This window comes from Alistipes dispar, from assembly GCF_006542685.1.
GTDB lineage: Bacteria > Bacteroidota > Bacteroidia > Bacteroidales > Rikenellaceae > Alistipes > Alistipes dispar.
Window position 1 is genome coordinate 911,366 of record NZ_AP019736.1, and the last position, 23,225, is coordinate 934,590.

Sequence of the window (23,225 nt, forward strand, 5' to 3'; positions counted from 1 at the left end):
TGCGGTGCGCTTCCCTGACGGAGACGCACCGCAATGTTTTCGGCCCTATAGTTCAAGGGATAGAACGAGGGTTTCCTAAACCCTAAATCCGCGTTCGAGTCGCGGTGGGGCTACGAGACGCCGGAACGGATCGCTCCGTTCCGGCGTTTCTCCTCCGCCCCCGAAAAGAGGCGCCGCCACATGGCGCATTGCCGAATTTGCACTATCTTTGCCGCGTCAAACCGCACGAACGATGGAATCACTCAAAGAGTTATACAAAATCGGGAACGGCCCGTCGAGCAGCCACACGATGGGCCCCAAACGGGCTGCGGAACGTTTCGCCGACCGCTGCCGCGACGCGGACGCCTACCGTGTGACGCTCTACGGCTCGCTGGCCGCCACGGGCAAAGGCCACCTGACGGACGTGGCGATCCTCTCGGTGCTGCAACCCGTAGCGCCGACCGAAATCGTCTGGAAACCCGAGACCGTACTACCCTTCCACCCCAACGGCATGCTGTTCGAAGGGCTGAAGGGAGAGCAGGTCGTCGATTCGTGGAAGATTTACAGCATCGGCGGCGGCGCACTGGCCAACGAAACCTCGCGGCTCGAAGTGCCCCGCAGCATCTACCCCCTGACCACCGTCACGGAGATCAAGGAGTGGTGCTACAACGAAGGCAAAACCTACTGGGAGTACGTGAACGACTGCGAGGGCCCCGAAATATGGGACTACCTCGACCGGATCTGGACCGTCATGTGCGAGACGATCCAGCGCGGACTGAACAACGACGGCGTACTGCCCGGAGGACTGAAGGTCGCCCGCAAGGCCAGCACCTACTGGGTCAAGTCGAAGAGCTACAACGATTCGCTCAAGTCGCGGGCCAAGATCTACGCCTATGCGCTGGCGACCTCCGAGGAGAACGCCTCGGGAGGCGTGGTCGTCACCGCCCCGACGTGCGGTTCGTGCGGCGTCGTGCCGGCCGTGCTCTACCACCTGGCCACCTCGCGCGACTTCCTGCGCATCCGCATCCTGCGGGCCCTCGCCACGGCGGGCCTGTTCGGCAACATCGCCAAGACGAACTCTTCGATTTCGGGCGCCGAGGTAGGCTGCCAGGGCGAGGTGGGCGTGGCCTGCGCCATGGCCGCCGCCGCGGCCTGTCAGCTCTTCGGCGGCACGCCTTCGCAGATCGAATACGCCGCCGAAATGGGCCTCGAACACCATCTGGGACTGACGTGCGACCCCGTCTGCGGCCTCGTGCAGGTCCCCTGCATCGAACGCAACGCCGTGGCCGCCGCCCGCGCCCTCGACGCCAATATCTACGCCACGCTGTCGGACGGCTCGCACCTGGTGTCGTACGACAAGGTGGTGGAGGTGATGAACGAGACGGGGCACAACCTCCCGAGCCTCTACCGCGAAACCTCGGAGGGCGGTCTGGCGAAGCGCTACGAGCGGAAATAGCCCGCGCTCCGACGCGACGATTCCCGTTTTTCCGTCCGCTCCCGCCGACAACGAAAAACCTCCCCGGTCTTGCGACCGGGGAGGTTTTTCATAAGAAGTTGCGTCACGCGGCTACTGCGCCTGCTGGAGCGTTTCCAGCTCGGTCTTCGCAGCGACGACCAGATCGTCGTATTCGCGCAGACCCGTACCGCCGGGGATCAGGTGACCGCAGATCACGTTCTCCTTGAGGTTCTCCAGCGGATCGACCTTGGCCTGGATGGCCGCCTCGTTGAGCACCTTGGTCGTCTCCTGGAACGAAGCCGCCGAAATGAAGCTCGAGGTCTGCAAAGCCGCACGGGTGATACCCTGCAGGACCTGCGTCGAAGTCGCGGGAACGATATCGCGCACCTGTACGGGCCGCAGATCACGGCGCTTGAGGCTCGAATTCTCGTCGCGCAGCTTGCGCAGCGAAACGATCTGTCCGGGCTGCAACACGGTCGAGTCGCCGGCATCCGTCACGACGACCTTGTCGTAAAGCTCGTCGTTCACGTCCATGAACTCCCACTTGTCCACGATCTGATCCTCGAAGAAACGGGTGTCCCCCGGATCCTCGATCTTCACCTTCGACATCATCTGGCGCACGATCACCTCGAAATGCTTGTCGTTGATCTTCACGCCCTGCATACGGTACACCTCCTGCACCTCGTTCACGATATACTCCTGAACGCGCGTCGGGCCGAGGATGTTGAGGATGTCCGAAGGCGTGATGGCTCCGTCCGACAGCGGGTCGCCGGCCTTCACGTAGTCGTTCTCCTGCACGATGATCTGACGCGACAGGGGCACGAGGTAACGCTTCACGTCGCCCTGCTTCGAGGTGATGATGATCTCGCGGTTGCCGCGCTTGATCTTGCCGAACGTCACCTCGCCGTCGATCTCCGAGACGATGGCCGGATTCGACGGGTTGCGGGCCTCGAATAGCTCCGTAACGCGCGGCAGACCGCCGGTGATGTCGCCGCCCGACTTGCCGACGGCGCGCGGAATCTTGATGAGGATGTCGCCGGCCTTGATCCGGGCGTTGTCCTTCACCACGATATGGGCCGAAACGGGCAGGTTGTACTGCTTGACCTCTTCGCCCTCCTTGTTCTGAATCTTGATGACGGGGTTCTTGGTCTTGTCCTTCGACTCGATCACCACCTTCTCCGAAAGTCCCGTCTGCTCGTCGCGCTCGTCGCGGTAGGTCACACCCTCGATGATGTTCTCGTAGGCGACGCGGCCCTCGTACTCCGAGATGATCACGGCGTTGTAGGGATCCCATTCGCAGACGAGGTCGCCCTTCCTCACTTCGGCGCCGTCCTCCATGAAGAGCGTCGCGCCGTAAGGCAGGTTGTGCGTGTAGAGCACGATGCCGGTCTTGGGATCGACGATGCGGAACTCCGACTGGCGCGAAATGACGATGTCGATCGCCTCGCCGGCGGCGTTCTTGCCCTTCACGGTGCGGAGTTCGTCGATCTCCAGGCGGCCTTCGTACTTCGATACGACATTCGTTTCGACGGCCGTGCCGCCGGCCACGCCGCCGACGTGGAACGTACGGAGCGTCAACTGCGTACCCGGCTCGCCGATGGACTGCGCGGCGATCACGCCGACCACCTCGCCCTTCTGCACCATGCGCGCCGTGGCCAGGTTGCGGCCGTAGCACTTCGCGCAGACGCCGTGGCGCGCCTCGCAGGTCAGCACCGAACGGATCTCGACGGACTCCAGCGGCGACTTCTCGATGGCCTCGGCGATCGACTCGGTGATCTCCTCGCCGGCCTTGCAGAGCACCTCGCCCGTCAGCGGGTGGATCACGTCGTTCAGCGCGACGCGGCCCAGGATGCGGTCGTAGAGCGTCTGCACGACATCGTCGTTGCGCTTGATGGCCGTAGCCGTCAGGCCGCGCAGCGTGCCGCAGTCCTCCTCGTTGATGATGACGTCCTGCGCCACGTCCACCAGACGGCGCGTCAGGTAACCGGCGTCGGCCGTCTTCAGGGCGGTGTCGGCAAGACCCTTGCGGGCGCCGTGCGTCGAGATGAAGTACTCGAGCACCGAAAGTCCCTCCTTGAAGTTCGAGAGAATCGGGTTCTCGATCACCTGCTGACCGCCCTCGACGCCCGACTTCTGCGGCTTGGCCATCAGACCTCGCATACCGCTCAGCTGACGGATCTGCTCCTTCGAGCCGCGGGCTCCGGAGTCGAGCATCATGTACACCGGGTTGAAGCCGTCGTCGTCCTTGATCAGCGTGTCGATCACGGCCTTCGTCAGCTTCGTATTGATATTGGTCCAGACGTCGATGATCTGGTTATAACGCTCGTTGTTGGTGATAAGACCCATGTTGTAGTCGTCCATGATCGCATCGGCGCGCTCGTAGCCCTCCTGCACGAGTTTCTCCTTCTCGTCGGGAATGATCACGGCGTCGAGGTTGAACGACAGACCGCCCTGGAATGCCATGCGGTAACCCATGTTCTTGATATCGTCGAGGAAGGCGGCCACCTTGTCGGCTCCTGCCTTCTTCATCACCACGGCGATGATGTCGCGCAGCGAACGCTTCGTCAGCACCTCGTTGATATAACCCACCTCCCGGGGAACCACCTGGTTGAAGAGGATGCGGCCGATGGTCGTCTCCTTCAGGACGCGCACGGGATTGCCCTCCTCGTCCAAATCGTCCACCAGACACTTCACGATGGCGTGCAGGTCGGCACGCTTCTCGTTGTAGGCGATGATCGCCTCCTCGGGACCGTAGAACGTGTGGCCTTCGCCCTTCACGCCCTTGCGGGGCTTGGTGATATAGTACAGTCCGAGGACCATGTCCTGCGAAGGCACGGTGATCGGAGCGCCGTTGGCGGGGTTGAGGACGTTGTGCGAACCGAGCATGAGCAACTGCGCCTCCAGAATGGCGGCGTTGCCCAGCGGCAGGTGCACGGCCATCTGGTCGCCGTCGAAGTCGGCGTTGAAGGCCGTACAGGCCAGCGGATGCAGCTGCATGGCCTTGCCCTCGATCAGTTTGGGCTGGAACGCCTGGATACCGAGACGGTGCAGCGTCGGGGCACGGTTCATCAGCACGGGGTGGCCCTTGATGACATTCTCCAGAATGCCCCAGATCACGGGGTCCTTGCGGTCGATGATCTTCTTGGCCGACTTCACCGTCTTGACGATGCCGCGCTCGATGAGCTTGCGGATCACGAACGGCTTGTAAAGTTCGGCGGCCATATCCTTCGGAATACCCATCTCGTGCATCTTCAGCTCGGGACCCACGACGATCACCGAACGGGCCGAGTAGTCCACGCGCTTACCGAGCAGGTTCTGGCGGAAACGGCCCTGCTTGCCCTTGAGCGAATCGGAGAGCGACTTCAGGGGACGGTTCGACTCGTTCTTCACGGCGTTCGACTTGCGCGAGTTGTCGAAGAGCGAATCGACGGCCTCCTGCAACATGCGCTTCTCGTTGCGCAGAATCACCTCCGGAGCCTTGATCTCGATCAGACGCTTCAGACGGTTGTTGCGGATGATGACGCGGCGGTAGAGGTCGTTCAGGTCCGACGTGGCGAAACGGCCGCCGTCGAGCGGAACCAGCGGACGCAGCTCGGGCGGAATCACCGGAATCACGCTCAGCACCATCCACTCGGGCTTGTTCTTGCCCTCCGAAGCACGGAACGACTCGATGACGTTCAGGCACTTCAGCGCCTCGGACTTACGCTGCTGCGAGGTCTCGGTCGAAGCCTTGTGGCGCAGCGCATAGGACATCGAGTCGAGGTCCACCTGCTTGAGCAGCGTGTAGATCGCCTCGGCGCCCATCTGGGCGACGAACTTGTTGGGGTCCGCATCGTCGAGCGCCTGGTTGCCCTTCGGCAGCGCGGCCACGACGTCGAGGTACTCCTTCTCCGAGAGGGTCTGCAACCGCTCGATGCCCTGCTCCGAGGCCGCGCCGGCATTGATGACGACGTAACGCTCGTAGTAGATGATCGCCTCGAGCTTCTTCGACGGAATGCCCAGCAGATAACCGATCTTCGAGGGAAGCGACCGAAAATACCAGATGTGCACCACCGGCACGACCAGCGAGATGTGGCCCATGCGCTCGCGGCGCACCTTCTTCTCGGTCACCTCCACGCCGCAGCGGTCGCAGACGATGCCCTTGTAGCGGATGCGCTTGTACTTGCCGCAATGGCACTCGTAGTCCTTCACCGGACCGAAGATGCGCTCGCAGAACAGACCGTCGCGCTCGGGCTTGTAGGTGCGGTAGTTAATGGTCTCAGGCTTCAGCACCTCGCCGCTCGACTGGGCCAGAATCTCCTCGGGAGAGGCCAGGCCGATCGAAATGCGGCTGTAACCATTGTTCGGTTTATTGTCTTTGGTAATTGACATATTTATTGCTTTTTTCTTTCCTCAGTTAAACACACACCTTACTCGAGTTTGACCGAAAGGGCCAGACCGCGAAGCTCGTGCAGCAGCACGTTCATCGCCTCCGGGATACCCGGCTTGGGCAGGTTCTCTCCCTTGACGATCGCCTCGTAAGCCTTGGCGCGGCCCATCACGTCGTCGGACTTGATGGTCAGAATCTCCTGCAGGATATTGGCGGCGCCGAAGCCCTCGAGCGCCCAGACCTCCATCTCGCCGAAACGCTGGCCGCCGAACTGCGCCTTACCGCCGAGCGGCTGCTGCGTGATGAGCGAGTAGGGACCGATCGAACGCGCGTGCATCTTGTCGTCGATCATGTGGCCCAGCTTGAGCATGTAGGTGACGCCCACCGTGGCAGGCTGGTCGAAACGCTCGCCCGTGCCGCCGTCGTAGAGGTACGTGCGGCCGCTGTGCGGCAGTCCGGCCTGGGCCGTGTACTCGTTGATCTGGTCGAGCGAGGCGCCGTCGAAGATCGGCGTGGCGAATTTCACGCCCAGCTCGCGGCCGGCCCAGCCGAGCACGGCCTCGTAGATCTGCCCGAGGTTCATTCGCGAAGGCACGCCCAGCGGGTTGAGGCAGATATCGACGATCGTTCCGTCCTCGAGGAACGGCATGTCCTCGTCGCGCACGATCTTGGCCACGATACCCTTGTTGCCGTGGCGTCCGGCCATCTTGTCGCCCACCTTCAGCTTGCGCTTCTTGGCGATATAGACCTTGGCCATCTGGATAACGCCCGTCTGCGGCAGCTCGTCGCCGTTCGTGAGGTTGTACTTCTCGCGCTTGATGGCGGCGTCGGCCTTCTTCCACTCGATCGTGTAGTTGTTGATCGTGGCCTCGATCAGGGCGTCCGTATGCGCGTCGCCCGTCCAGTTGCACGAGCCGAGGTTCAGGTAGCCCATCACCACGCCCGTCTTCTCGTCCGAGGACTTGCGGGCGATCTCCTCCAGCAACTTCTGCGAGAACTTCGTACCGGCGGGATAGAGCTCCACGCCGAAGTAGTCGGTGATGCCCGTGGTAGTCTTGCCCTGCAACAGCGTCCAGAGCTTGGACACGAGCCGCTTGGTCAGCTCGGCGATCTCGGCCGAGAACTTCTCGTCGAGCTTGTCGAGCTGCATCTTCTCGGCACTCTTGCCCTTCTTGCCCTCCTTGCTGGCGCGGCTGTAGAGCTTCGTGTCGATCACCACGCCGTGCAGCGAAGGCTGCGCCTTGAGCGAAGCGTCCTTCACGTCGCCGGCCTTGTCGCCGAAGATCGCGCGCAGGAGCTTCTCCTCGGGCGACGGATCGCTCTCGCCCTTCGGGGTGATCTTGCCGATGAGGATGTCGCCCGGGTGGATGTTGGCGCCGATGCGGACGATACCGTTGGCGTCGAGGTCCTTCGTGGCGTCCTCCGAAACGTTCGGGATGTCCGAGGTCAGCTCCTCGACGCCGCGCTTCGTGTCGCGCACCTCCATGATGTACTCGTCCACGTGCACCGACGTGAAGATGTCCTCGCGCTGGATGCGCTCCGAGATCACGATGGCGTCCTCGAAGTTGTACCCCTTCCAGGGCATGTAGGCCACCTTCAGGTTGCGGCCCAGCGCCAGCTCGCCGTTCTGCGTCGAGTATCCCTCCGTAAGGATCTGCCCCTTCGTGACCTTGTCGCCCGTCAGGACGGTGGGACGCAGCGTGATCGAGGTGTTCTGGTTCGTGCGGCGGTAACGCGGCAGCGTATAGGTCGTGACCTCCGGATCGAACGACGCGAGGATCTCGTCCTCCGTGCGCTCGTACTTGATCTGGATCTTCGTGGCGTCGGCAAAAACCACCTCGCCGTCGCCCTCGGCCACGATCTGAATCCGGCTGTCCGAAATCATGTCCTTCTCGATACCCGTGCCGACGATCGGGGCTTCGGTGGTCACCAGGGGCACGGCCTGGCGCATCATGTTCGAGCCCATCAGCGCACGGTTGGCGTCGTCGTGCTCGAGGAACGGGATGAGGCTCGCGGCGATCGAGGCGATCTGGTTCGGAGCCACGTCCATCAGATGCACCTCGGAAGCCGTCACCACGGGGAAGTCGGCGCCTTCGCGCGCCTTGATGCGGTCCGGCTCCAGGAAGTTGCCCTCCTCGTCGATGGGGGTGTTCGCCTGCGCGGCGACCAGATCCTCCTCCTCTTCGGCCGAATAGTAGCGGATATGCGCATTGTCCATATCCACCTTTCCGTTCTCCACCGTACGGTAGGGCGTCTCGATGAAGCCCATGGGCGAAATCTTCGCATAGACGCACAACGACGAGATCAGACCGATGTTCGGGCCTTCCGGCGACTCGATCGGGCAGAGACGTCCGTAGTGCGTATAGTGCACGTCGCGCACCTCGAAACCGGCGCGGTCGCGCGACAGACCGCCGGGACCGAGGGCCGACAGACGGCGCTTGTGCGTGATTTCGGCCAGCGGGTTGATCTGGTCCATGAACTGCGAGAGCTGCGAAGTGCCGAAGAAGGAGTTGATCACCGACGAAAGGGTCTTGGCGTTGATCAGGTCCACCGGCGTGAACACCTCGTTGTCACGCACGTTCATGCGCTCGCGGATCGTGCGCGCCATGCGCACGAAGCCCACCGAGAACTGGTTCGACAACTGTTCGCCCACGGTGCGGACGCGGCGGTTCGACAGGTGGTCGATATCGTCCACGTCGGCCTTCGAGTTGATCAGCTGGATCAGGTATTTGATGATGGCGATGATGTCCTCCCGCGTCAGGGTTCGGATAGCCGGATCGATGTCCAGGTCCAGCTTCTTATTGATGCGGAAACGGCCCACGTCGCCCAGGTCGTAACGCTTGTCCGAGAAGAAGAGCTTCTCGATGACGTCGCGCGCCGTGGCCTCATCGGGCGGCTCCGAGGCGCGCAACTGCCTGTAGATGTAAACCACGGCCTCCTTCTCGGAGTTACAGGGGTCTTTTTGCAGCGTGTTGTAGATGATCGAGAAGTCGATGCCCGAGAGGTTCTCCTTGTGCAGCAGGATCGTCTTGGCGCCGCTCTCGATGATCTGGTCGATATGTTCCTCCTCGAGGACCGTCTCACGGTCCACGATCACGTTGTTGCGCTCGATCGACACCACCTCGCCCGTGTCCTCGTCCACGAAGTCCTCGACCCACGTCGAGAGGACGCGTGCGGCGAGCTTGCGGCCCACGGCCTTTTTCAGGGTGGCCTTCGACACCTTCACCTCGTCCGCGAGATCGAAAATCTCGAGAATCTGCTGGTCCGCCTCGTAACCTATCGCACGCAGCAGCGTGGTGACGGGCAGCTTCTTCTTCCGGTCGATGTAGGCGTACATGACGTTGTTGATGTCCGTAGCGAACTCGATCCACGAACCCTTGAAGGGGATGATACGCGCCGAATAGAGCTTGGTGCCGTTGGTGTGCATGCTCTGTCCGAAGAACACACCCGGCGAACGGTGCAACTGGGATACGATGACACGCTCCGCACCGTTGATGACGAACGTTCCACGTTCGGTCATATAGGGGATCGTCCCGAAGTACACGTCCTGAACGACGACGCCGAAATCCTCGTGCTCGTCGTCCGTGCAATAGAGTTTCAGCTTGGCTTTCAGCGGAACGCTGTACGTCAGACCGCGCTCCAGGCACTCTTCGATCGAATAGCGCGGCGGGTCGATATAGTAGTCGATAAACTCCAGAACAAAGTTGTTCCGGGTATCGGTGATGGGGAAATTCTCCTGAAACACCTTGTACAGCCCCTCGTTTTTGCGATTCTCGGCCGTGGTGTCCATCTGGAAAAAGTCCCGGAATGATTTAAGCTGTACCTCCAGCAGATCCGGGTAAGGAACCCGGTTCTTGACTGTCGAAAAGCTGATTCTTTGTTGTGTTTTTGCTGTGGACATCGTAAAATCCGAATTAGTTGAAGTGTAATTGGGTGGGTTACGCTCCCCAAAATGCGCGGGTCCCTATCCCGCCAATGCCCCCGTATGCGGGCATACTATGCCCCGGGAGCATTCGACTTCCAAAGAGTGGACACAGCTCCTGCTCGGCACTTCCAGTCTTTAGACCAAGAAAAGGCATAGAGCTTACACGCCGGTAAGCCCTATACCTGATCGTCTGATGCAGCGTTAAGCAGCAATGCTACTTAAGCTCAACTTCAGCACCTGCCTCCTCGAGCTGGCCTTTGATCTGCTCGGCCTCCTCCTTGGAAACACCCTCCTTGACAGCCTTGGGAGCGCCGTCCACGAGAGCCTTGGCGTCACCCAGCGACAGGCCGGCAACATCCTTCACAACCTTGATGACCTGGAGCTTGGCCTGGCCTGCGCTCTTCAGGATCACGTCGAACGACGTCTTCTCGGCAGCGGCAGCCTCGCCTGCGCCTGCAGCGGGGGCTGCAACGGCAACAGCGGCAGCGGCCGGCTCAATGCCATACTCCTCCTTGAGGATCTGTGCGAGTTCGTTTACCTCGGTCACCTTCAGGTTAACCAGTTCTTCAGCAAGTTTCTTTACGTCTGCCATAGTTGTAAGCTTATTAATTTGTTTTTAATTTCGGTTTGTGATTAGTTGTTTCTCGATTCGAGCGTCTTCACGAGGCCCGCAATCTTTTGGCCTGCATTAGCCTGCAATGCAGAGATAACATTCTTCGCCGGGGACTGCAACAGGGCGATGATGTCGCCGATGAGCTCTTCCTTCGACTTGATGTTACACAGAGTGTCCAGCTGATTGTCGCCGATATAGACGCCCCCTTCGGCAAAAGCCGCCTTCAGAACGGGTTTGTCCGACGTCTTGCGGAACTCCTTGATCAGAACGGCCGGAGCTTTCGCAACGTGGGCGAACATGACCGAGGTGGGACCCTCCAATACTTTCACCAGTTCAGCGTCCGCCTTCTCCGCCTTCTCGAGCGCCTTCGCAAGCAGGGTGTTCTTCACGACCACCAGCTTCACGTCGCTCTCGAAGCACTTGCGGCGCAGGGCAGCGGTCTGCTCGGCGTTCAGCGCCTCGATGTCGGCGACATAGAAGTGAGGATAAGCCTGGAGCTGCTCGGCGAGGCTGTTAATAACAACCAGTTTTTCTTCCTTTGTCATCTCTATCTATCCTCCCTCTTATTTGGTTTCTACTGATTTGGAATCAATCTGCACGCCGGGGCTCATGGTGGTCGAGAGATATACGCTCTTCACATACGAACCTTTGGCAGCAGCCGGTTTCAACTTGAGAATCATGTTCAGGACCTCCTTCGCGTTTTCCACGATCTGGTCCGCAGAGAACGAGATCTTGCCGACGGTGGTGTGGATGATGCCGAACTTATCGACCTTGAAGTCGATCTTACCGGCCTTCACCTCGCCGACGGCCTTGCCGACCTCCATCGTCACCGTACCGGTCTTGGGGTTCGGCATCAGGCCGCGCGGACCCAGAATACGGCCCAGCGCGCCGACCTTGCCCATCACGTTCGGCGTACAGATGATGACGTCCACGTCGGTCCATCCGCCCTTGATCTTGTCCACGAACTCGTCCAGACCCACGTAATCGGCGCCGGCGGCTTTGGCCTCGGCCTCCTTCTCGGGCGTGCAGAGCACCAGCACGCGCACCGTCTTGCCGGTTCCGTGCGGAAGCGTCACCACGCCGCGGACCATCTGGTTCGCCTTGCGCGGATCGACGCCCAGACGGACGTCGATATCAACCGAAGCGTCGAATTTCGTGAACGTAATTTCCTTCAGAAGAGCGGCTGCCTCGGGAAGTTTGTAAGCCTTACCGGCTTCCACCTTTGCGTAGGCGATCTTTTGATTTTTTGTCAATTTACTCATCTCTTCAAGAATTACAAGTTAGGAAATTCACCGACAACGTTGATACCCATGCTGCGAGCCGTACCGGCAACCATGCGCATAGCGGCCTCCAGCGTAAAGCAGTTCATGTCGGCCATCTTGTCCTTGGCGATCTCCTGAATCTGCTCCCACGTCACCTGACCGACCTTGTCGCGGTTGGGCTGCGCGGAGCCTTTCTGTACCTTGGCTGCTTCCTTGAGCTGAACGGCTACAGGCGGCTGCTTTACGACGAAGTCGAACGACTTGTCGCTGTAAACCGTGATGATGACCGGAAGAACTTTTCCCGCCTTGTCCTGCGTACGTGCATTGAACTGCTTGCAGAAGTCCATGATATTGACTCCCTTAGAACCCAATGCGGGACCAACCGGGGGCGAAGGATTGGCGGCACCACCTTTGATCTGCAATTTAATAAATGCAGCAATCTCTTTTGCCATAGTTTTCCTTGGTTAATTATTCTTTTTCAACTTGTGTGAAACTCAACTCCATGGGAGTCTTGCGCCCGAATATCTTCACCGATACCGTGAGTTTCTTGCGCTCGTTATCGACGGCTTCGATGGTACCCTGGAAGCTTGAGAAAGGACCATCGGTGACCTTGACGGTCTCGCCGACGAAGAATGGGACTTCGTTTTCCTCCTCCATGGCGTTCATTTCATCGACGCGGCCGAGAATGCGGGCCACCTCCTGCGGACGCAGGGGCGTGGCGATCATCTTGCGGCTGTCCTCTTTGGTGTCGCCGAGGAAACCCAGCACATTGGGAGTATTGCGAATGATCATCGGAATCTGACCTACGAAAGCAGCCTCCACCAGCACGTACCCCGGATAGGAAACCTTCTCTTTCGAGACTTTCTTTCCGTTGCGGATGGTGTACACCTTCTCGGTGGGAATCAGGACCTGGGAAATGTAGTCCTCGAGGTGGTTGTGACGGATTTCGGCCTCGATATACTCCTTGACCTTACCCTCCTTGCCGCCGACGGCGCGGACCACATACCACTGTTTCTTAATCTCGCTCATCGTTCCGGTTCGAAATTAACGGCCAAGATTACCCAGGGTCTTATAGATGAAGGCCATCATGTTCTCGAACGTCAGGTCCATGGCAAGCACGATCACGGCGAAGATGACCGAAGCCACCATCACGACGATCGTGGAACTCTGGAGCTGCGGGAACGTGGGCCACGTCACCTTGTTTACAAGCTCGTTGTAAGATTCTTTTACGTAATTGAACATACTTCCGTCTTTTATTCTCTGGCAGGAGCAGAGAGATTCGAACTCCCATCAACGGTTTTGGAGACCGCTATTCTACCCTTGAACTATGCTCCTAAAAAAGAGGCGGTGCGGTGACACCGCCTCGGGACATAACCGTCCGGATTACTTCAGAACCTTCAGGATCTGGCCGGCACCTACCGTACGGCCGCCCTCGCGGATCGCGAAACGCAGACCCTCGTTCAGGGCTACCGGGTAGATCAGCTTCACGGTGATCGTCACGTGGTCGCCCGGCATCACCATATCCACGCCTGCGGGCAGGTGAACCTCACCCGTCACGTCCATCGTACGCAGATAGAACTGGGGACGGTAGTTGTTGTGGAACGGCGTGTGACGGCCGCCCTCCTCCTTCTTCAGGATATAGACCTCGGCCTCGAACTCGGTGTGCGGGGTGATCGAACCCGGCTTGGCGACTACCATACCGCGCTTAACCTCCTTCTTGTCGATACCGCGGAGCAGCAGACCCACGTTGTCGCCGGCCTCGCCCTCGTCGAGCAGCTTGCGGAACATCTCGACGCCCGTGCAGGTCGAAGTCAGCGTCTTCTCCTCCAGACCGATGATCTCGACGGGATCGCCGACATGGATGATACCGGTCTCGATACGGCCCGTTACGACGGTACCGCGGCCGGTGATCGAGAACACGTCCTCGATAGGCATCAGGAACGGCTTCTCGTTGTCGCGCTGGGGCAGCGGAATGTAGCTATCTACGGCATCCATCAGCTCCATCACCTTCTCTTCCCATTTAGCCTCGCCGTTCAGGGCGCCCAGAGCGGAACCGCGGATGATGGGGGCGTTGTCGCCGTCATAGTCGTATTTCGAAAGCAGGTCGCGAACCTCCATCTCGACCAGGTCGAGCATCTCGGGATCGTCCACCATGTCGCACTTGTTCAGGAAAACGACGATCTTCGGCACGTTCACCTGACGGGCGAGCAGCACGTGCTCGTTGGTCTGGGGCATCGGACCGTCCGTTGCGGCAACCACCAGAATCGCACCGTCCATCTGAGCGGCACCCGTTACCATGTTCTTCACATAGTCGGCGTGTCCCGGGCAGTCTACGTGCGCATAGTGGCGGTTGGCGGTCTGGTACTCCACGTGCGAGGTGTTGATCGTGATACCGCGCTCCTTCTCCTCGGGAGCGTTGTCGATCGAGTCGAACGAACGGAGTTCCGACAGACCCTTCTTGGCCAGAACGGTCGTGATAGCTGCGGTAAGGGTGGTCTTACCGTGGTCAACGTGACCGATGGTACCGATGTTCACATGCGGTTTGGAACGGTCGAATTTTTCTTTTGCCATAGTATTAAGTATTTAAAGTATTGTTAAAAATTGCCCTAAAGTTTTAAAATTCATTTCATTTTCATTCCGCAGAACGAGCGGGCGACACAAACGCTTCCTCCCCGGAGGGACGGAATGCATTCGCATCACACGCTGCTGCGTTCTGGAGCGGAAGACGAGGCTCAAACTCGCGACCCTCAGCTTGGAAGGCTGATGCTCTATCAACTGAGCTACTTCCGCAAAAACATACCGTATCAGAGTCAGCCTCCCCCGCTCCGATGCCCGACTGCCGCGCATCGTCCGGATCTTGCAACTCCGACCGGCTCTTTTTCTCGTGGGAAGTGATGGATTCGAACCACCGAAGGCGTACGCCAGCAGATTTACAGTCTGCCCCATTTGGCCACTCTGGTAACTTCCCTTATCTCTTTTTCCTCTGCCGCTGCCGAAAACCCGTCTCCGGCGTTCCCCGCTCCTTTCCGCATCATCGGCTTCGCGAGCCGATGGAGGGATTCGAACCCACGACCAGCTGATTACAAATCAGCTGCTCTGGCCAACTGAGCTACATCGGCAAATTCCTCCGTTTTGGATTGCAAAAGTAGGCATAAAAAATTTATCGGCCAAATAAATCGGGATAAATTTTTCACTTTTTCACTCTTCTCAAAGAACCCCGTCCGACTGTCCGGGAACACGGACGAAATCGGGTGCAAAGATAGGAAAAGTTTTGAATAACACAACAGTTTGCGCGAAAAATATCATCTCCGGCATCCGGGAACGCCATCCGGCAGGCGGATCGCACCCCGGGCGACCGCCCCCGGAAACCGACACCTTATAATATAGGCAGCCTCCGTCCGACGGAAAACCCTGTCCGCTCCCCGTCACAGCTCCCCGGCGGTCCCGCCCTGCCGCTCCCGGACCCGGGCGATCAGTTGCGCGGGCGTGGCCCGCAGGTAATTCTTGCAGAACCGGCTGAACTGCGTGTAATAGCGGAATCCGTATTTCTGCATCAGCGCCTTCGTGCTGCCCTCCCCGTCGCGGATATCCGCCAGAATCCGGTGCGCCTTCTGCTCCATCATCCAATGGTAAACGCTGTCATTGAAGCAGGCGGCGAACCGGCGCTTGAAGGCCGAAAGGCTCATTCCCGCCATCGCGGCCAGCTCGGCGACGCTCCGCGCCCGTTCGTGATTGTTGCTGACGAAGACGCGGAAGTTGTCCTGCGGCAGAATCATCGACTGAAAGAAACAGGCCTGCTCGGTAGGCGTGTAAAGCACCTTGATGAGCATGAACAGCTCGGCGGTCTTCATTTTGTGGTATCGCTCGCAATCGGCCATCCCGTGCACCAGGAAGAACGAGGAGAGCAACTGTTCGACCACCGGATGCAACGTGAGCACCGGCATCTGCACCGCGGGGATCGCCGTCCCGGGAAGAGGTCCTTCCCCGAAAATATCCTGCTCGCAGAACTCCATGTGGTGCAGCAACGACAGCACGACGACGCACGTTCCGCCGTCCTGCGCCGTCACCTGACAGACCGCATCGCGCTCCAGGCAGACACACTGCTTCGAGGTCACGAGGCGCGCCGGCTGTTCCGGCTGTTCCAGCATCAGCGATCCCGACAGGACGAACAGCACGTACACCTTGCCGTCGGACGGAAAACGGACGCCCTCTCCGGCATCGAACTCGATGCGGGTAAAGCGGCAATAGGAGGCGTCGCCGATGCGACGGAACGGAGCGGGAAAGGTAGGACACCTACTACAATCCGCAGTGCAACGCTCTCTCAATGCCGACTCCTCAAACTGCGGTTTGGGTTGATAATCCATAAATAAGACCGTATTGGAGATACAAAAATACAAAAAAAATCGGAACCGCCAACCCAGGCACATCCGAAAAACGCCCCGGCGACGGACGGCCCGGACAAACGAAAAACGGCCGCGGGAGTTCGCGACCGTTCGACGGGTGGACCCAGAGGGGCATGATCCCACGACCTTCGGATTATGAGTCCGCTGCTCTGACCAACTGAGCTATGGGTCCTCGGACGGGCCGGCGCACGGCCCGTTTCCGGGGGACAAAGATACGAAAACAATTCAGATTGCGCAACCGTTCCGGCCGCCGGACGGGGAAAAAGTGCGATAAAATGCCGGAAGCACTCTTCCGGAAGCGGAAAAAACGGCCGCCGGGCTTGTTTGTTGAAAATAAATTCGTACCTTTGTCCCGCTTAAGCACTAATTAAAACAAAAACAACGAAATGAAAAAGGGTATCCATCCGGAAAATTATCGTTTGGTGGCGTTCAAGGACATGTCCAACGACCACGTGTTTTTGTGTCGGTCCGCCGTTTCGACAAAAGAGACCATCGAAGTGAACGGCGAAACCTATCCCGTGTATAAGATGGAAATTTCCAACACGTCGCACCCGTTCTACACGGGCAAGATGAAGTTGGTGGACACCGCCGGTCGCGTCGATAAGTTTATGAGCCGCTACGCAAAACGCTACGATAAGAAAAACGCTGCGAAGTAAGACCTGCTCCGCAAAGCGAGGAAAACGGACTGCAAAGAATTGCGGTCCGTTTTTTTTCGTCCTTTTCGTCCGGAATCCGCTCACCGGAGAAAATTTTCCGTACACGGTATCTTTTTTATCCATATATTTGCGCCACGGGACAACCCGATCGGAATCAAACGGAAAGAGACATGAAAAAGACATTCGCAGTCCGTACGGCGACGGTTCTCGCCGCAGCGGTCCTCGCGGTCTCCTGCGGCAACGCGCAGCGGCAGCAGGTCGTCGCGGAATCCCGGCGGCAGCGCGATTCGCTGACGACGGTCATCGGCGCCAAGGATTCGCTCATCAACGCCGTCTTCGCGGACATCAACGCCATCTCGGAGAACCTCGCGCTCATCAAATCGCGCGAGAACCTGATCACCGTGGCCAGCGGAGCCGAAAACGGCCGCCGCCCCGTCGAGGAGATCAACAACGACATCGCGGCCATCGACCGCCTGCTGCGGGAGAACCGCGAAAAGATCGCCTCGCTGCAACGCTCGGCGGCGCTGCTGCGCAAGGCCGACCTGCGCATCGAAGGACTGGAGAAGATGATCGCGGAGCTGAACCGCCAGCTCGCGGAGAAGAAGACGGAGGTGGAGCAGTTGCGGGACGAACTGACCCGGATGGGCTCCGAAGTGGAGACCCTGGCGGAGACGGTCGCCGAGCGGACCGCCGAGGTGGAGGACCTGAGCGGCGAGAAGTTGGAACTGGAGAACCGCCTGCACACGGTTTACTACATCGTCGGGGCCGAAAAGGAGCTGCGCGACGCACAGATCGTCAATAAACAGGGATTCATCGGCCGGACACTCACCGTGGGCCAGCACGGCAGCATGGAGAGCTTCACGCAGGCCGATTCGCGGCTGCTGTCGGAAATTCCCGTCGGACACCGGAAGGTGACCGTCGTCTCGACCCATCCGGAAGGCTCCTACGAACTGGTGACCGACGGCAGCAAGTCGGTCGAAAAGCTCCTCATCACCGATCCGGTCCGGTTCTGGGAATCCTCGAAGGTGCTGGTCGTAAGCTACAAATAGTCCGCTGCCGTCCCGGTATTCGTCCTGCGGGGCATGCACGTCCCGCCTTCGTCTCCGCTCCTGCCGCGGCATGCCGTGACGGGGGCGGAGACGCCGTTTTCCGGAACGCATCGTCGGAACGCGTCCGGATCGCCGTCCGGATCATCGCCGGAGCCGCACTACCACCGAAGTTCCAGGACGGAACCGGCACACGGCGGGGCGCATTGCCGGAATCCGGCGTTGTCCGTTCCGATTTTTTTTGTATTTTTGCAGAAACAAAACAAAAAGCCGAAATATGGAATTCGAAGGAACCGTCTACAAAATAATGCCCGTGACGAAGGGAACCTCGGCACGCGGCGAATGGCAGCGTCAGGACGTGGTTTTCGAGATGAACGAAGGTTCGTTCACCCGCAAGATCTGCGTGACGTTCTTCAACAAGCCCGACGACGTGGCCCGGCTGCGGGAGGGCGCGGCCTACACCGTCTCCGTGAACATCGAGTCGCGCGAGTACAACGGCCGCTGGTACACCGACATCCGCGCATGGCGCATCCAGCCCAAACAGGAGACGCCCGCCGGGGCTCCGATGCCCGACATGCCGCCCATCGCCGAAGAGCCCGCCTACGCCTCCGCTCCGGCCGAGGCCGACGACCTGCCGTTCTGACGCACCGAAAAATACCGGGTCCGGTTCCCTCCCGTCCGGGAGAGGATCGGGCGGCCCGGGAAAAGCAGATGCCGCCGACGACCTGCGCCGTATTCCGTCGAGAATACCCGGCGCAGGTCGTTGCGTACCGGGAGCCGCCGTCCGAACGGCCCCGAACCGCCTCCGGTCATCCGCCAACGCTCCGGGACCGGAAAATCCTGCTTCCTGAATCCGGCCGCCCTGAACCCGGCCGCCCGTTCACGTATTCCCGACAAGCCCGGGCGACACGCACCCTCCACGGTCGCCTGCCGTCCCCCGGACACATCCCTGCTCCGCCGACCGGACTGCCGCACAGCTACCGCCCCCGGGCACAACGCTGCCGCCGAAAAACGATTCGTCCCTGCCGCACGAATGCGGCAGGGACGAATTCCTGATCTCCGGAAGATCCCGGCGCCCGGGACGTTCCGTCCGGTCCGGCATTCCGGACCCGGATCCCGGAGAACTTATTTTCCGGCTGCGGGAGCCTCGGCCCTGGCGGTCGAATCGGCGGGAGCCGGCTCTACATAGGGCGTCACATCCACCAGCTCGACCTCGAACTCCAGTGCCTCGTTGGGACCGATGTCGCGGCCCTGTCCCGTGGGACCGTAAGCCAGCTCGGCGGGAATCCAGAGCTTGATCGTACCGCCTTTGCCCACCAGCTGCATGCCTTCGGTCCAGCCGCGGATCACCCGGTTGAGCGGGAACTCGATCGGCTCGTCCTTGTCATAGCTGTCGGGGCGCTGCTTCTTGAGCATCTCCTGCTGCTCCTTGGAACGCTCCGAGAAGTGCGTCGTGTCGAACACCTTGCCCTTGCGCGTGCGGCCCGTGTAGTGCACCTTCACCACGTCGCGCGGATCCTTGGCCATCACCGAAGCGTCGCCCTCCTCGACCACCTTGTAGAGCAGACCCGACTCGGTCTTCTTCACGCCCGACTGCTTCTCGATCTTCGAGAGCCACTCCTCCGAAGCCTTGGCGTTCTGCATCGGCATCGTCACCATGAAGTAGTGCTGCAAATACTGGCCCACCTCCTTCTCGGGCATCTTGGCCGTATTGTCGAACACGTCCTGAATCGCCTGGCCGATCCAAACCACCTGGAGCGGCAGTCCGGCGTTGGCGATCGTGAAGCCGATGTCGTTGCCCAGCGCATAGGAGAGGCTGTCGCGCTCCTCCTCGGTGGCGAACATGGCCGGATCGGCCGCAGGATACTCCACCTTGGTCGTATCGCCGCCCGCACGGCGTACGCTGTCGGCCTCGGCGCGCTGCTTGGCGATGGCCTGCGCACGCTCGCCGCGCTTGGTCATGAAGTAGGTGCGCAGCGTCTCCAGCGCGTCGTCGTGCGAGAGCGAGGACTTGCCCAGCGCGGTCTCCTCGACCCCCTTGCGAATCAGTTGGGCGTCGAACGGAATGTCCTTCATCTGATAACCGAGGCTGTACCCGATATTGGCGCCCAGCGCATACGACAGCGAGTCGAATTTCGACAGGCTGCCCTTCTGCACCCCGTCCGCATTGCCGCCTCCGCAGGAGGCCAGCATCGCAGCGCCCGCGAGCGCCGCTGCAAAAAAGATTTTTTTCATCGTTTTCGAATTATTACGTTTTTACATCGAAGTTTCTCTTCGGCCGCGGCCTCCCGCATCCGTCCGGGACGGGAAGGCTCAAATTCGCACAAAGATAGTAAAATAATACTACAATGCACCCGGTCAGCGGCGTAATTTGTTGCGCCGCGACCATTCGGCGTACTTATCGACACCGACCAGCTCGATTTCGTAGAACAGCGTGGCGTTCGGCCCGATTCCCAGCGTCTTGTCGCCCTCGGCGCCGTAGGCCGCCGCCGCGGGAATCCACGCTTCGATCCGGCCGCCCCGTCCGATGAGTTTCACGCTCTCGCGCACGCCCCGGCGCAGGGAGCCCAGCGCGTCGCGCAGCGTGTCGCCCCGCTCGTAGGAGGAGTAGAGCTGTCGGCCGTCGGCCGTGCGAATCACGCAGCGCAGCGCCACGCTGTCCCGGTCGGTGGCCGGGATCCGCTCCTGGTCGCCGACCGCCGTGACCGTATAGGTCACGCCCGAACCGGTGCGGGCATACGAGCGGTTCGACTTGGCGATATCCTCCAGAAACCGCTCCTCGTATTCGCGCGCCTTCTCGGGAAGCATGTAATTGACATATCCGAGGTAGAAGGTGCGGGCCTCCTCCCCGCTCAGGCGCGTCTTCTCCCGGAAGACGTCGCGGATGCCCTCGCAGACGGCCTCCACGTTGATCGTCGAGTCCATCCGTTGCAGGTTCAGCCCCACGTTCATTCCGATCACGTAAGCCACCGAATCGGTGTCCTTCGCCAGCTTCAAGCTTCCGCCCGTCTTTTTCGAGCAGGCCCCGGCCAGCAGCAGCGCGAGGGCCGGAAAAATCCACAATCTCCTGTCCATATTCATCGAATCCGTTTTTTGCCGAACAACACGATCAGCAGCGACCCCGCGAGGGCCGCGGCCGCCGAACCCATCAGAATGGCGATTTTGCCGCGATCGACCAGCCCGGGATCGGAGAAGGCCAGCGAATCGACGAACAGCGACATCGTGAACCCGATGCCGCCCAGACACGCCACGGCCAGCAGCATGCGCCACGTCGCCCCTTCGGGCATCGCGGCAAGACCCGTGCGCACGGCGCACCAACTGGCGAGAAAAATGCCCAGCGGCTTGCCCGCCAGCAGTCCGAAAAAGACGCCCATGCCCACCGCCCCGGTCCCGGGCGCACGGTGGAAGATGTCGAAATAGGCCGCCGACTCGATCACGACGCCGGCATTGGCCAGCGCGAAGATCGGCATGACGAGGAACGTGACATAGGGCGCAAGGGCGTGCTCCAGCCGGTCGCTCATACCCACCGCCTCGGTCGAAAGGCCGCCGACACGGCGCAGGCAGGCCCGCTGGGCCTCGTCGGGAAAATCCTCCCCTGCGGTTTCTATCCCGTCGAAACACCCTTTGAGCCGGCGCATCTTCCGCACGAAATACTCGCGGCCGTAACGCGGTTCCATCGGGATCAGCAGCGCCATCGCCACGCCCGAAATGGTCGAGTGGACGCCCGAATAGTAGAACAGGCTCCAGACGGCCACGGCGGGAACGAGATAGAAGGCCATGCGTTTCTCCCCGAGCCGCTTCATCGCATAGACGCCGAGCATGATCGCCAGCGCCAGCACGAGGCAGCCCAGCCGGACCTCGCCGCCGTAAAAGAACGCGATCACCAGAATGGCCCCCAGGTCGTCGGCGACGGCCAGCGCCATGAGGAATATCTTGAGCGATACGGGAATGCGCCGTTCCAGCATCGAGAGGATGCCGACGGCGAAGGCGATGTCCGTGGCCGTCGGAATTCCCCACCCGGAAGCCGCGGGCGTGCCGTGGTTGAAGAGCGTGAAGACGACCGCCGGAGCGATCATGCCTCCCGCGGCGGCCACCACCGGAAGGATCGCCTGCCGGAACGAGGAGAGCTGTCCGCGCACCACCTCCCGCTTGATCTCCAGCCCCACGGCGAAGAAGAAGACCACCATCAGGCCGTCGTTGATGAGCTTCTCGACGTTCATCCCCCGCGGAAAGATCCAGTCGATCACCCCCGTCGGCGAATGCACCATCACCGAAAGCTCGGTCTCGAGCAGATGGCGGTAATAGATCTTCGTGGCGGGCAGGTTCGCCAGCAGCATGGCCGCCACGACGCACGCCAGCAGCACGACGCCGCCGGCCCACGGGGCGCGCATGAACGCCTTCGCGCGGAGCGTCGCCACATGCAGCGTCCTGATCCACCCGTATTTGGATATGAGCCGCATCTACTTCCCGGCTTTTTCCGCGTTCGACGCCAGCGTCAGTCCGCAGAGTTTCCAAAGGATGCGGGCGCCCGTGATGGCGTCGATCCGCTGGTCGGGCGCGGGGCACACCTCCACCACGTCGAACCCGATGATCCGGCGCCCCGAACGGGCGAGCACGGCCAGCAGCCACACGGCCTCGTTGAAGGTCAGGCCGCCCGACACGGGTGTTCCGGTGTGGGGGCAGTTCTCAAAGGTCAGGCCGTCGATGTCGAAGCTGACGTACACCTCCCGGGGCAGCGTCCCGACGATCCGCCGGCACTGGTCGTCCCACGTCTCGCCCCGGAAACGGGCCGCGGCGAGCGAGAGGTCGTCGAAGGTCGCAATGCGCTCCGACGAGGCGGCCAGCGCGGCCTCCCCCTCGCTGAAATCGCGCACCCCGACCTGGGCGATCCGCACCGCCTGCGGCACGTCGCGCAGCACGTTGAACATGATCGAGGCGTGCGAAAATTCGAACCCTTCGTAGGCGTCGCGCAGGTCGCAATGGGCGTCGATATGAAGAATGCCGAACTCGGCGTGGCGCGCCCCGAGCGCCCGGATCAGTCCGTAGGGGGTCGAATGGTCGCCGCCCACGAGGCCCACGATCCGGCCTGCGTCGAGCCAGCGCGCCGCCTGCGACTCGATATTGGCGTTCATGGCCGCGCAACCCTCGTTCACGCGGCGCACCTTGCGCACGACGTACTCGTCGTCGGGCGAACCGCCTCCCTCGAGGTGGTCGATCACCCGCGCCGCATCGGTCCGCAGCCGCTGCGACGCCTCCTGCAGCGAGTAGTCCACGTCGGCCGTGGCGATTCCCCGGCGCCATGCGCCCGGAGCCAGCGGATCGTGGAAATCGAGCTGCGTCGAGGCTTCGATGATTGCATCGGGGGCATAGGCCGCGCCGGCCCCGTAGGAAACCGTCACGTCCCACGGCGCGGAGACGAGCACCAGTTCCGCCGTCGCGGGATCGAACGGCAGCCCGAAATAGGTTCCGTTGTCCACGCCGACGCCGTCGGGATCGAATGTCTTACATTCCATATC

General features: G+C 60.8%; 18 protein-coding genes and 6 tRNA genes. 5 read left to right on the forward strand and 19 right to left on the reverse strand.

Annotated features, from left to right (window positions below):
• Positions 1-41 precede the first annotated feature (41 nt).
• Positions 42-113 (forward strand) — tRNA-Arg (locus FME97_RS04095).
• A gap of 119 nt (positions 114-232) precedes the next feature.
• Entirely contained in the window at positions 233-1,435 is a 1,203-nt protein-coding gene (locus FME97_RS04100) for an L-serine ammonia-lyase, iron-sulfur-dependent, subunit alpha (RefSeq protein ID WP_141428003.1), read from the forward strand.
• Between the two features lie 111 nt (positions 1,436-1,546).
• On the opposite strand, the gene rpoC is transcribed toward FME97_RS04100, so the two are convergent.
• From rpoC to FME97_RS04175, 15 genes are all read right to left on the reverse strand, one after another.
• Positions 1,547-5,806, reverse strand: a complete 4,260-nt coding sequence (gene rpoC / locus FME97_RS04105) for a DNA-directed RNA polymerase subunit beta' (RefSeq protein WP_141428004.1) — start codon at positions 5,804-5,806, stop codon at positions 1,547-1,549.
• 38 nt (positions 5,807-5,844) lie between these two features.
• Positions 5,845-9,705 carry a DNA-directed RNA polymerase subunit beta gene (gene rpoB / locus FME97_RS04110; protein WP_141428005.1) on the reverse strand — a complete coding sequence of 1,287 codons (3,861 nt, stop codon included), beginning with the start codon at positions 9,703-9,705 and terminating at the stop codon, positions 5,845-5,847.
• Positions 9,706-9,943: 238 nt separating this feature from the next.
• The gene (gene rplL, locus FME97_RS04115; protein ID WP_141428006.1) at positions 9,944-10,321 is read right to left on the reverse strand and encodes a 50S ribosomal protein L7/L12; all 378 of its coding nucleotides are present in this window, start codon (positions 10,319-10,321) and stop codon (positions 9,944-9,946) included.
• A 41-nt stretch (positions 10,322-10,362) separates the two neighbouring features.
• Positions 10,363-10,887, reverse strand: coding sequence for a 50S ribosomal protein L10 (rplJ, locus tag FME97_RS04120; protein ID WP_141428007.1), 525 nt, complete (start codon positions 10,885-10,887; stop codon positions 10,363-10,365).
• Positions 10,888-10,905: 18 nt separating this feature from the next.
• On the reverse strand, positions 10,906-11,604 hold the full coding sequence (rplA, locus tag FME97_RS04125) for a 50S ribosomal protein L1 (RefSeq protein ID WP_141428008.1): 699 nt from the start codon (positions 11,602-11,604) through the stop codon (positions 10,906-10,908).
• An 11-nt stretch (positions 11,605-11,615) separates the two neighbouring features.
• Complete coding sequence (gene rplK / locus FME97_RS04130; protein WP_141428009.1) at positions 11,616-12,056, reverse strand: 50S ribosomal protein L11; 441 nt, start codon at positions 12,054-12,056, stop codon at positions 11,616-11,618.
• A 16-nt stretch (positions 12,057-12,072) separates the two neighbouring features.
• Positions 12,073-12,633 (reverse strand): transcription termination/antitermination protein NusG, encoded by a 561-nt coding sequence (gene nusG / locus FME97_RS04135; protein ID WP_141428010.1) that lies wholly within the window; start codon positions 12,631-12,633, stop codon positions 12,073-12,075.
• Positions 12,634-12,648: 15 nt separating this feature from the next.
• Positions 12,649-12,846: a preprotein translocase subunit SecE gene (gene secE / locus FME97_RS04140; protein ID WP_141428011.1), complete on the reverse strand. Its 198-nt coding sequence runs from the start codon at positions 12,844-12,846 to the stop codon at positions 12,649-12,651.
• A 19-nt stretch (positions 12,847-12,865) separates the two neighbouring features.
• Positions 12,866-12,939, reverse strand: a tRNA-Trp gene (locus FME97_RS04145).
• 48 nt (positions 12,940-12,987) lie between these two features.
• Complete coding sequence (gene tuf / locus FME97_RS04150; protein ID WP_141428012.1) at positions 12,988-14,175, reverse strand: elongation factor Tu; 1,188 nt, start codon at positions 14,173-14,175, stop codon at positions 12,988-12,990.
• 143 nt (positions 14,176-14,318) lie between these two features.
• Positions 14,319-14,394 (reverse strand) — tRNA-Gly (locus FME97_RS04155).
• A 95-nt stretch (positions 14,395-14,489) separates the two neighbouring features.
• A tRNA-Tyr gene (locus tag FME97_RS04160) sits at positions 14,490-14,572 on the reverse strand.
• A gap of 77 nt (positions 14,573-14,649) precedes the next feature.
• A tRNA-Thr gene (locus FME97_RS04165) sits at positions 14,650-14,723 on the reverse strand.
• A gap of 306 nt (positions 14,724-15,029) precedes the next feature.
• Positions 15,030-15,968 carry a helix-turn-helix domain-containing protein gene (locus tag FME97_RS04170; RefSeq protein WP_141428013.1) on the reverse strand — a complete coding sequence of 313 codons (939 nt, stop codon included), beginning with the start codon at positions 15,966-15,968 and terminating at the stop codon, positions 15,030-15,032.
• A gap of 137 nt (positions 15,969-16,105) precedes the next feature.
• A tRNA-Ile gene (locus FME97_RS04175) sits at positions 16,106-16,179 on the reverse strand.
• A 214-nt stretch (positions 16,180-16,393) separates the two neighbouring features.
• On the opposite strand from FME97_RS04175, the gene FME97_RS04180 reads away from it, so the two are divergent.
• From FME97_RS04180 to FME97_RS04190, 3 genes are all read left to right on the forward strand, one after another.
• Positions 16,394-16,663 carry a type B 50S ribosomal protein L31 gene (locus FME97_RS04180; protein WP_022307565.1) on the forward strand — a complete coding sequence of 90 codons (270 nt, stop codon included), beginning with the start codon at positions 16,394-16,396 and terminating at the stop codon, positions 16,661-16,663.
• A gap of 170 nt (positions 16,664-16,833) precedes the next feature.
• Positions 16,834-17,712 (forward strand): Cbp1 family collagen-binding glycoprotein adhesin, encoded by an 879-nt coding sequence (locus tag FME97_RS04185; RefSeq protein ID WP_141428014.1) that lies wholly within the window; start codon positions 16,834-16,836, stop codon positions 17,710-17,712.
• Positions 17,713-17,986: 274 nt separating this feature from the next.
• A complete protein-coding gene (locus FME97_RS04190) occupies positions 17,987-18,352 on the forward strand; it encodes a DUF3127 domain-containing protein (protein ID WP_141428015.1) in 366 nt (121 codons plus the stop codon).
• A 482-nt stretch (positions 18,353-18,834) separates the two neighbouring features.
• Here the strand turns inward: FME97_RS04190 and FME97_RS04195 are convergent, their stop codons facing one another.
• From FME97_RS04195 to FME97_RS04210, 4 genes are all read right to left on the reverse strand, one after another.
• Positions 18,835-19,944: an FKBP-type peptidyl-prolyl cis-trans isomerase N-terminal domain-containing protein gene (locus FME97_RS04195; protein ID WP_141428016.1), complete on the reverse strand. Its 1,110-nt coding sequence runs from the start codon at positions 19,942-19,944 to the stop codon at positions 18,835-18,837.
• A 123-nt stretch (positions 19,945-20,067) separates the two neighbouring features.
• Entirely contained in the window at positions 20,068-20,784 is a 717-nt protein-coding gene (locus FME97_RS04200) for an FKBP-type peptidyl-prolyl cis-trans isomerase (RefSeq protein ID WP_141428017.1), read from the reverse strand.
• Between the two features lie 2 nt (positions 20,785-20,786).
• Positions 20,787-22,169 carry a Na+/H+ antiporter NhaA gene (gene nhaA / locus FME97_RS04205; RefSeq protein ID WP_141428018.1) on the reverse strand — a complete coding sequence of 461 codons (1,383 nt, stop codon included), beginning with the start codon at positions 22,167-22,169 and terminating at the stop codon, positions 20,787-20,789.
• Entirely contained in the window at positions 22,170-23,222 is a 1,053-nt protein-coding gene (locus FME97_RS04210) for an agmatinase family protein (protein ID WP_141428019.1), read from the reverse strand.
• Positions 23,223-23,225 lie beyond the last annotated feature (3 nt).

Bases quoted from the DNA above. Each gene is read 5' to 3' on its own strand.
- FME97_RS04100 (WP_141428003.1), top strand. From the start codon at position 233: ATGGAATCACTCAAAGAGTTATACAAAATCGGGAACGGCCCGTCGAGC.
- FME97_RS04195 (WP_141428016.1), bottom strand. From the start codon at position 19,944: ATGAAAAAAATCTTTTTTGCAGCGGCGCTCGCGGGCGCTGCGATGCTG.
- FME97_RS04180 (WP_022307565.1), top strand. From the start codon at position 16,394: ATGAAAAAGGGTATCCATCCGGAAAATTATCGTTTGGTGGCGTTCAAG.
- FME97_RS04210 (WP_141428019.1), bottom strand. From the start codon at position 23,222: ATGGAATGTAAGACATTCGATCCCGACGGCGTCGGCGTGGACAACGGA.
- FME97_RS04185 (WP_141428014.1), top strand. From the start codon at position 16,834: ATGAAAAAGACATTCGCAGTCCGTACGGCGACGGTTCTCGCCGCAGCG.
- tuf (WP_141428012.1), bottom strand. From the start codon at position 14,175: ATGGCAAAAGAAAAATTCGACCGTTCCAAACCGCATGTGAACATCGGT.
- rplK (WP_141428009.1), bottom strand. From the start codon at position 12,056: ATGGCAAAAGAGATTGCTGCATTTATTAAATTGCAGATCAAAGGTGGT.
- rplL (WP_141428006.1), bottom strand. From the start codon at position 10,321: ATGGCAGACGTAAAGAAACTTGCTGAAGAACTGGTTAACCTGAAGGTG.
- secE (WP_141428011.1), bottom strand. From the start codon at position 12,846: ATGTTCAATTACGTAAAAGAATCTTACAACGAGCTTGTAAACAAGGTG.
- FME97_RS04200 (WP_141428017.1), bottom strand. From the start codon at position 20,784: ATGGACAGGAGATTGTGGATTTTTCCGGCCCTCGCGCTGCTGCTGGCC.
- rplJ (WP_141428007.1), bottom strand. From the start codon at position 10,887: ATGACAAAGGAAGAAAAACTGGTTGTTATTAACAGCCTCGCCGAGCAG.
- nusG (WP_141428010.1), bottom strand. From the start codon at position 12,633: ATGAGCGAGATTAAGAAACAGTGGTATGTGGTCCGCGCCGTCGGCGGC.
- nhaA (WP_141428018.1), bottom strand. From the start codon at position 22,169: ATGCGGCTCATATCCAAATACGGGTGGATCAGGACGCTGCATGTGGCG.
- rplA (WP_141428008.1), bottom strand. From the start codon at position 11,604: ATGAGTAAATTGACAAAAAATCAAAAGATCGCCTACGCAAAGGTGGAA.
- rpoB (WP_141428005.1), bottom strand. From the start codon at position 9,705: ATGTCCACAGCAAAAACACAACAAAGAATCAGCTTTTCGACAGTCAAG.
- FME97_RS04170 (WP_141428013.1), bottom strand. From the start codon at position 15,968: ATGGATTATCAACCCAAACCGCAGTTTGAGGAGTCGGCATTGAGAGAG.
- FME97_RS04190 (WP_141428015.1), top strand. From the start codon at position 17,987: ATGGAATTCGAAGGAACCGTCTACAAAATAATGCCCGTGACGAAGGGA.
- rpoC (WP_141428004.1), bottom strand. From the start codon at position 5,806: ATGTCAATTACCAAAGACAATAAACCGAACAATGGTTACAGCCGCATT.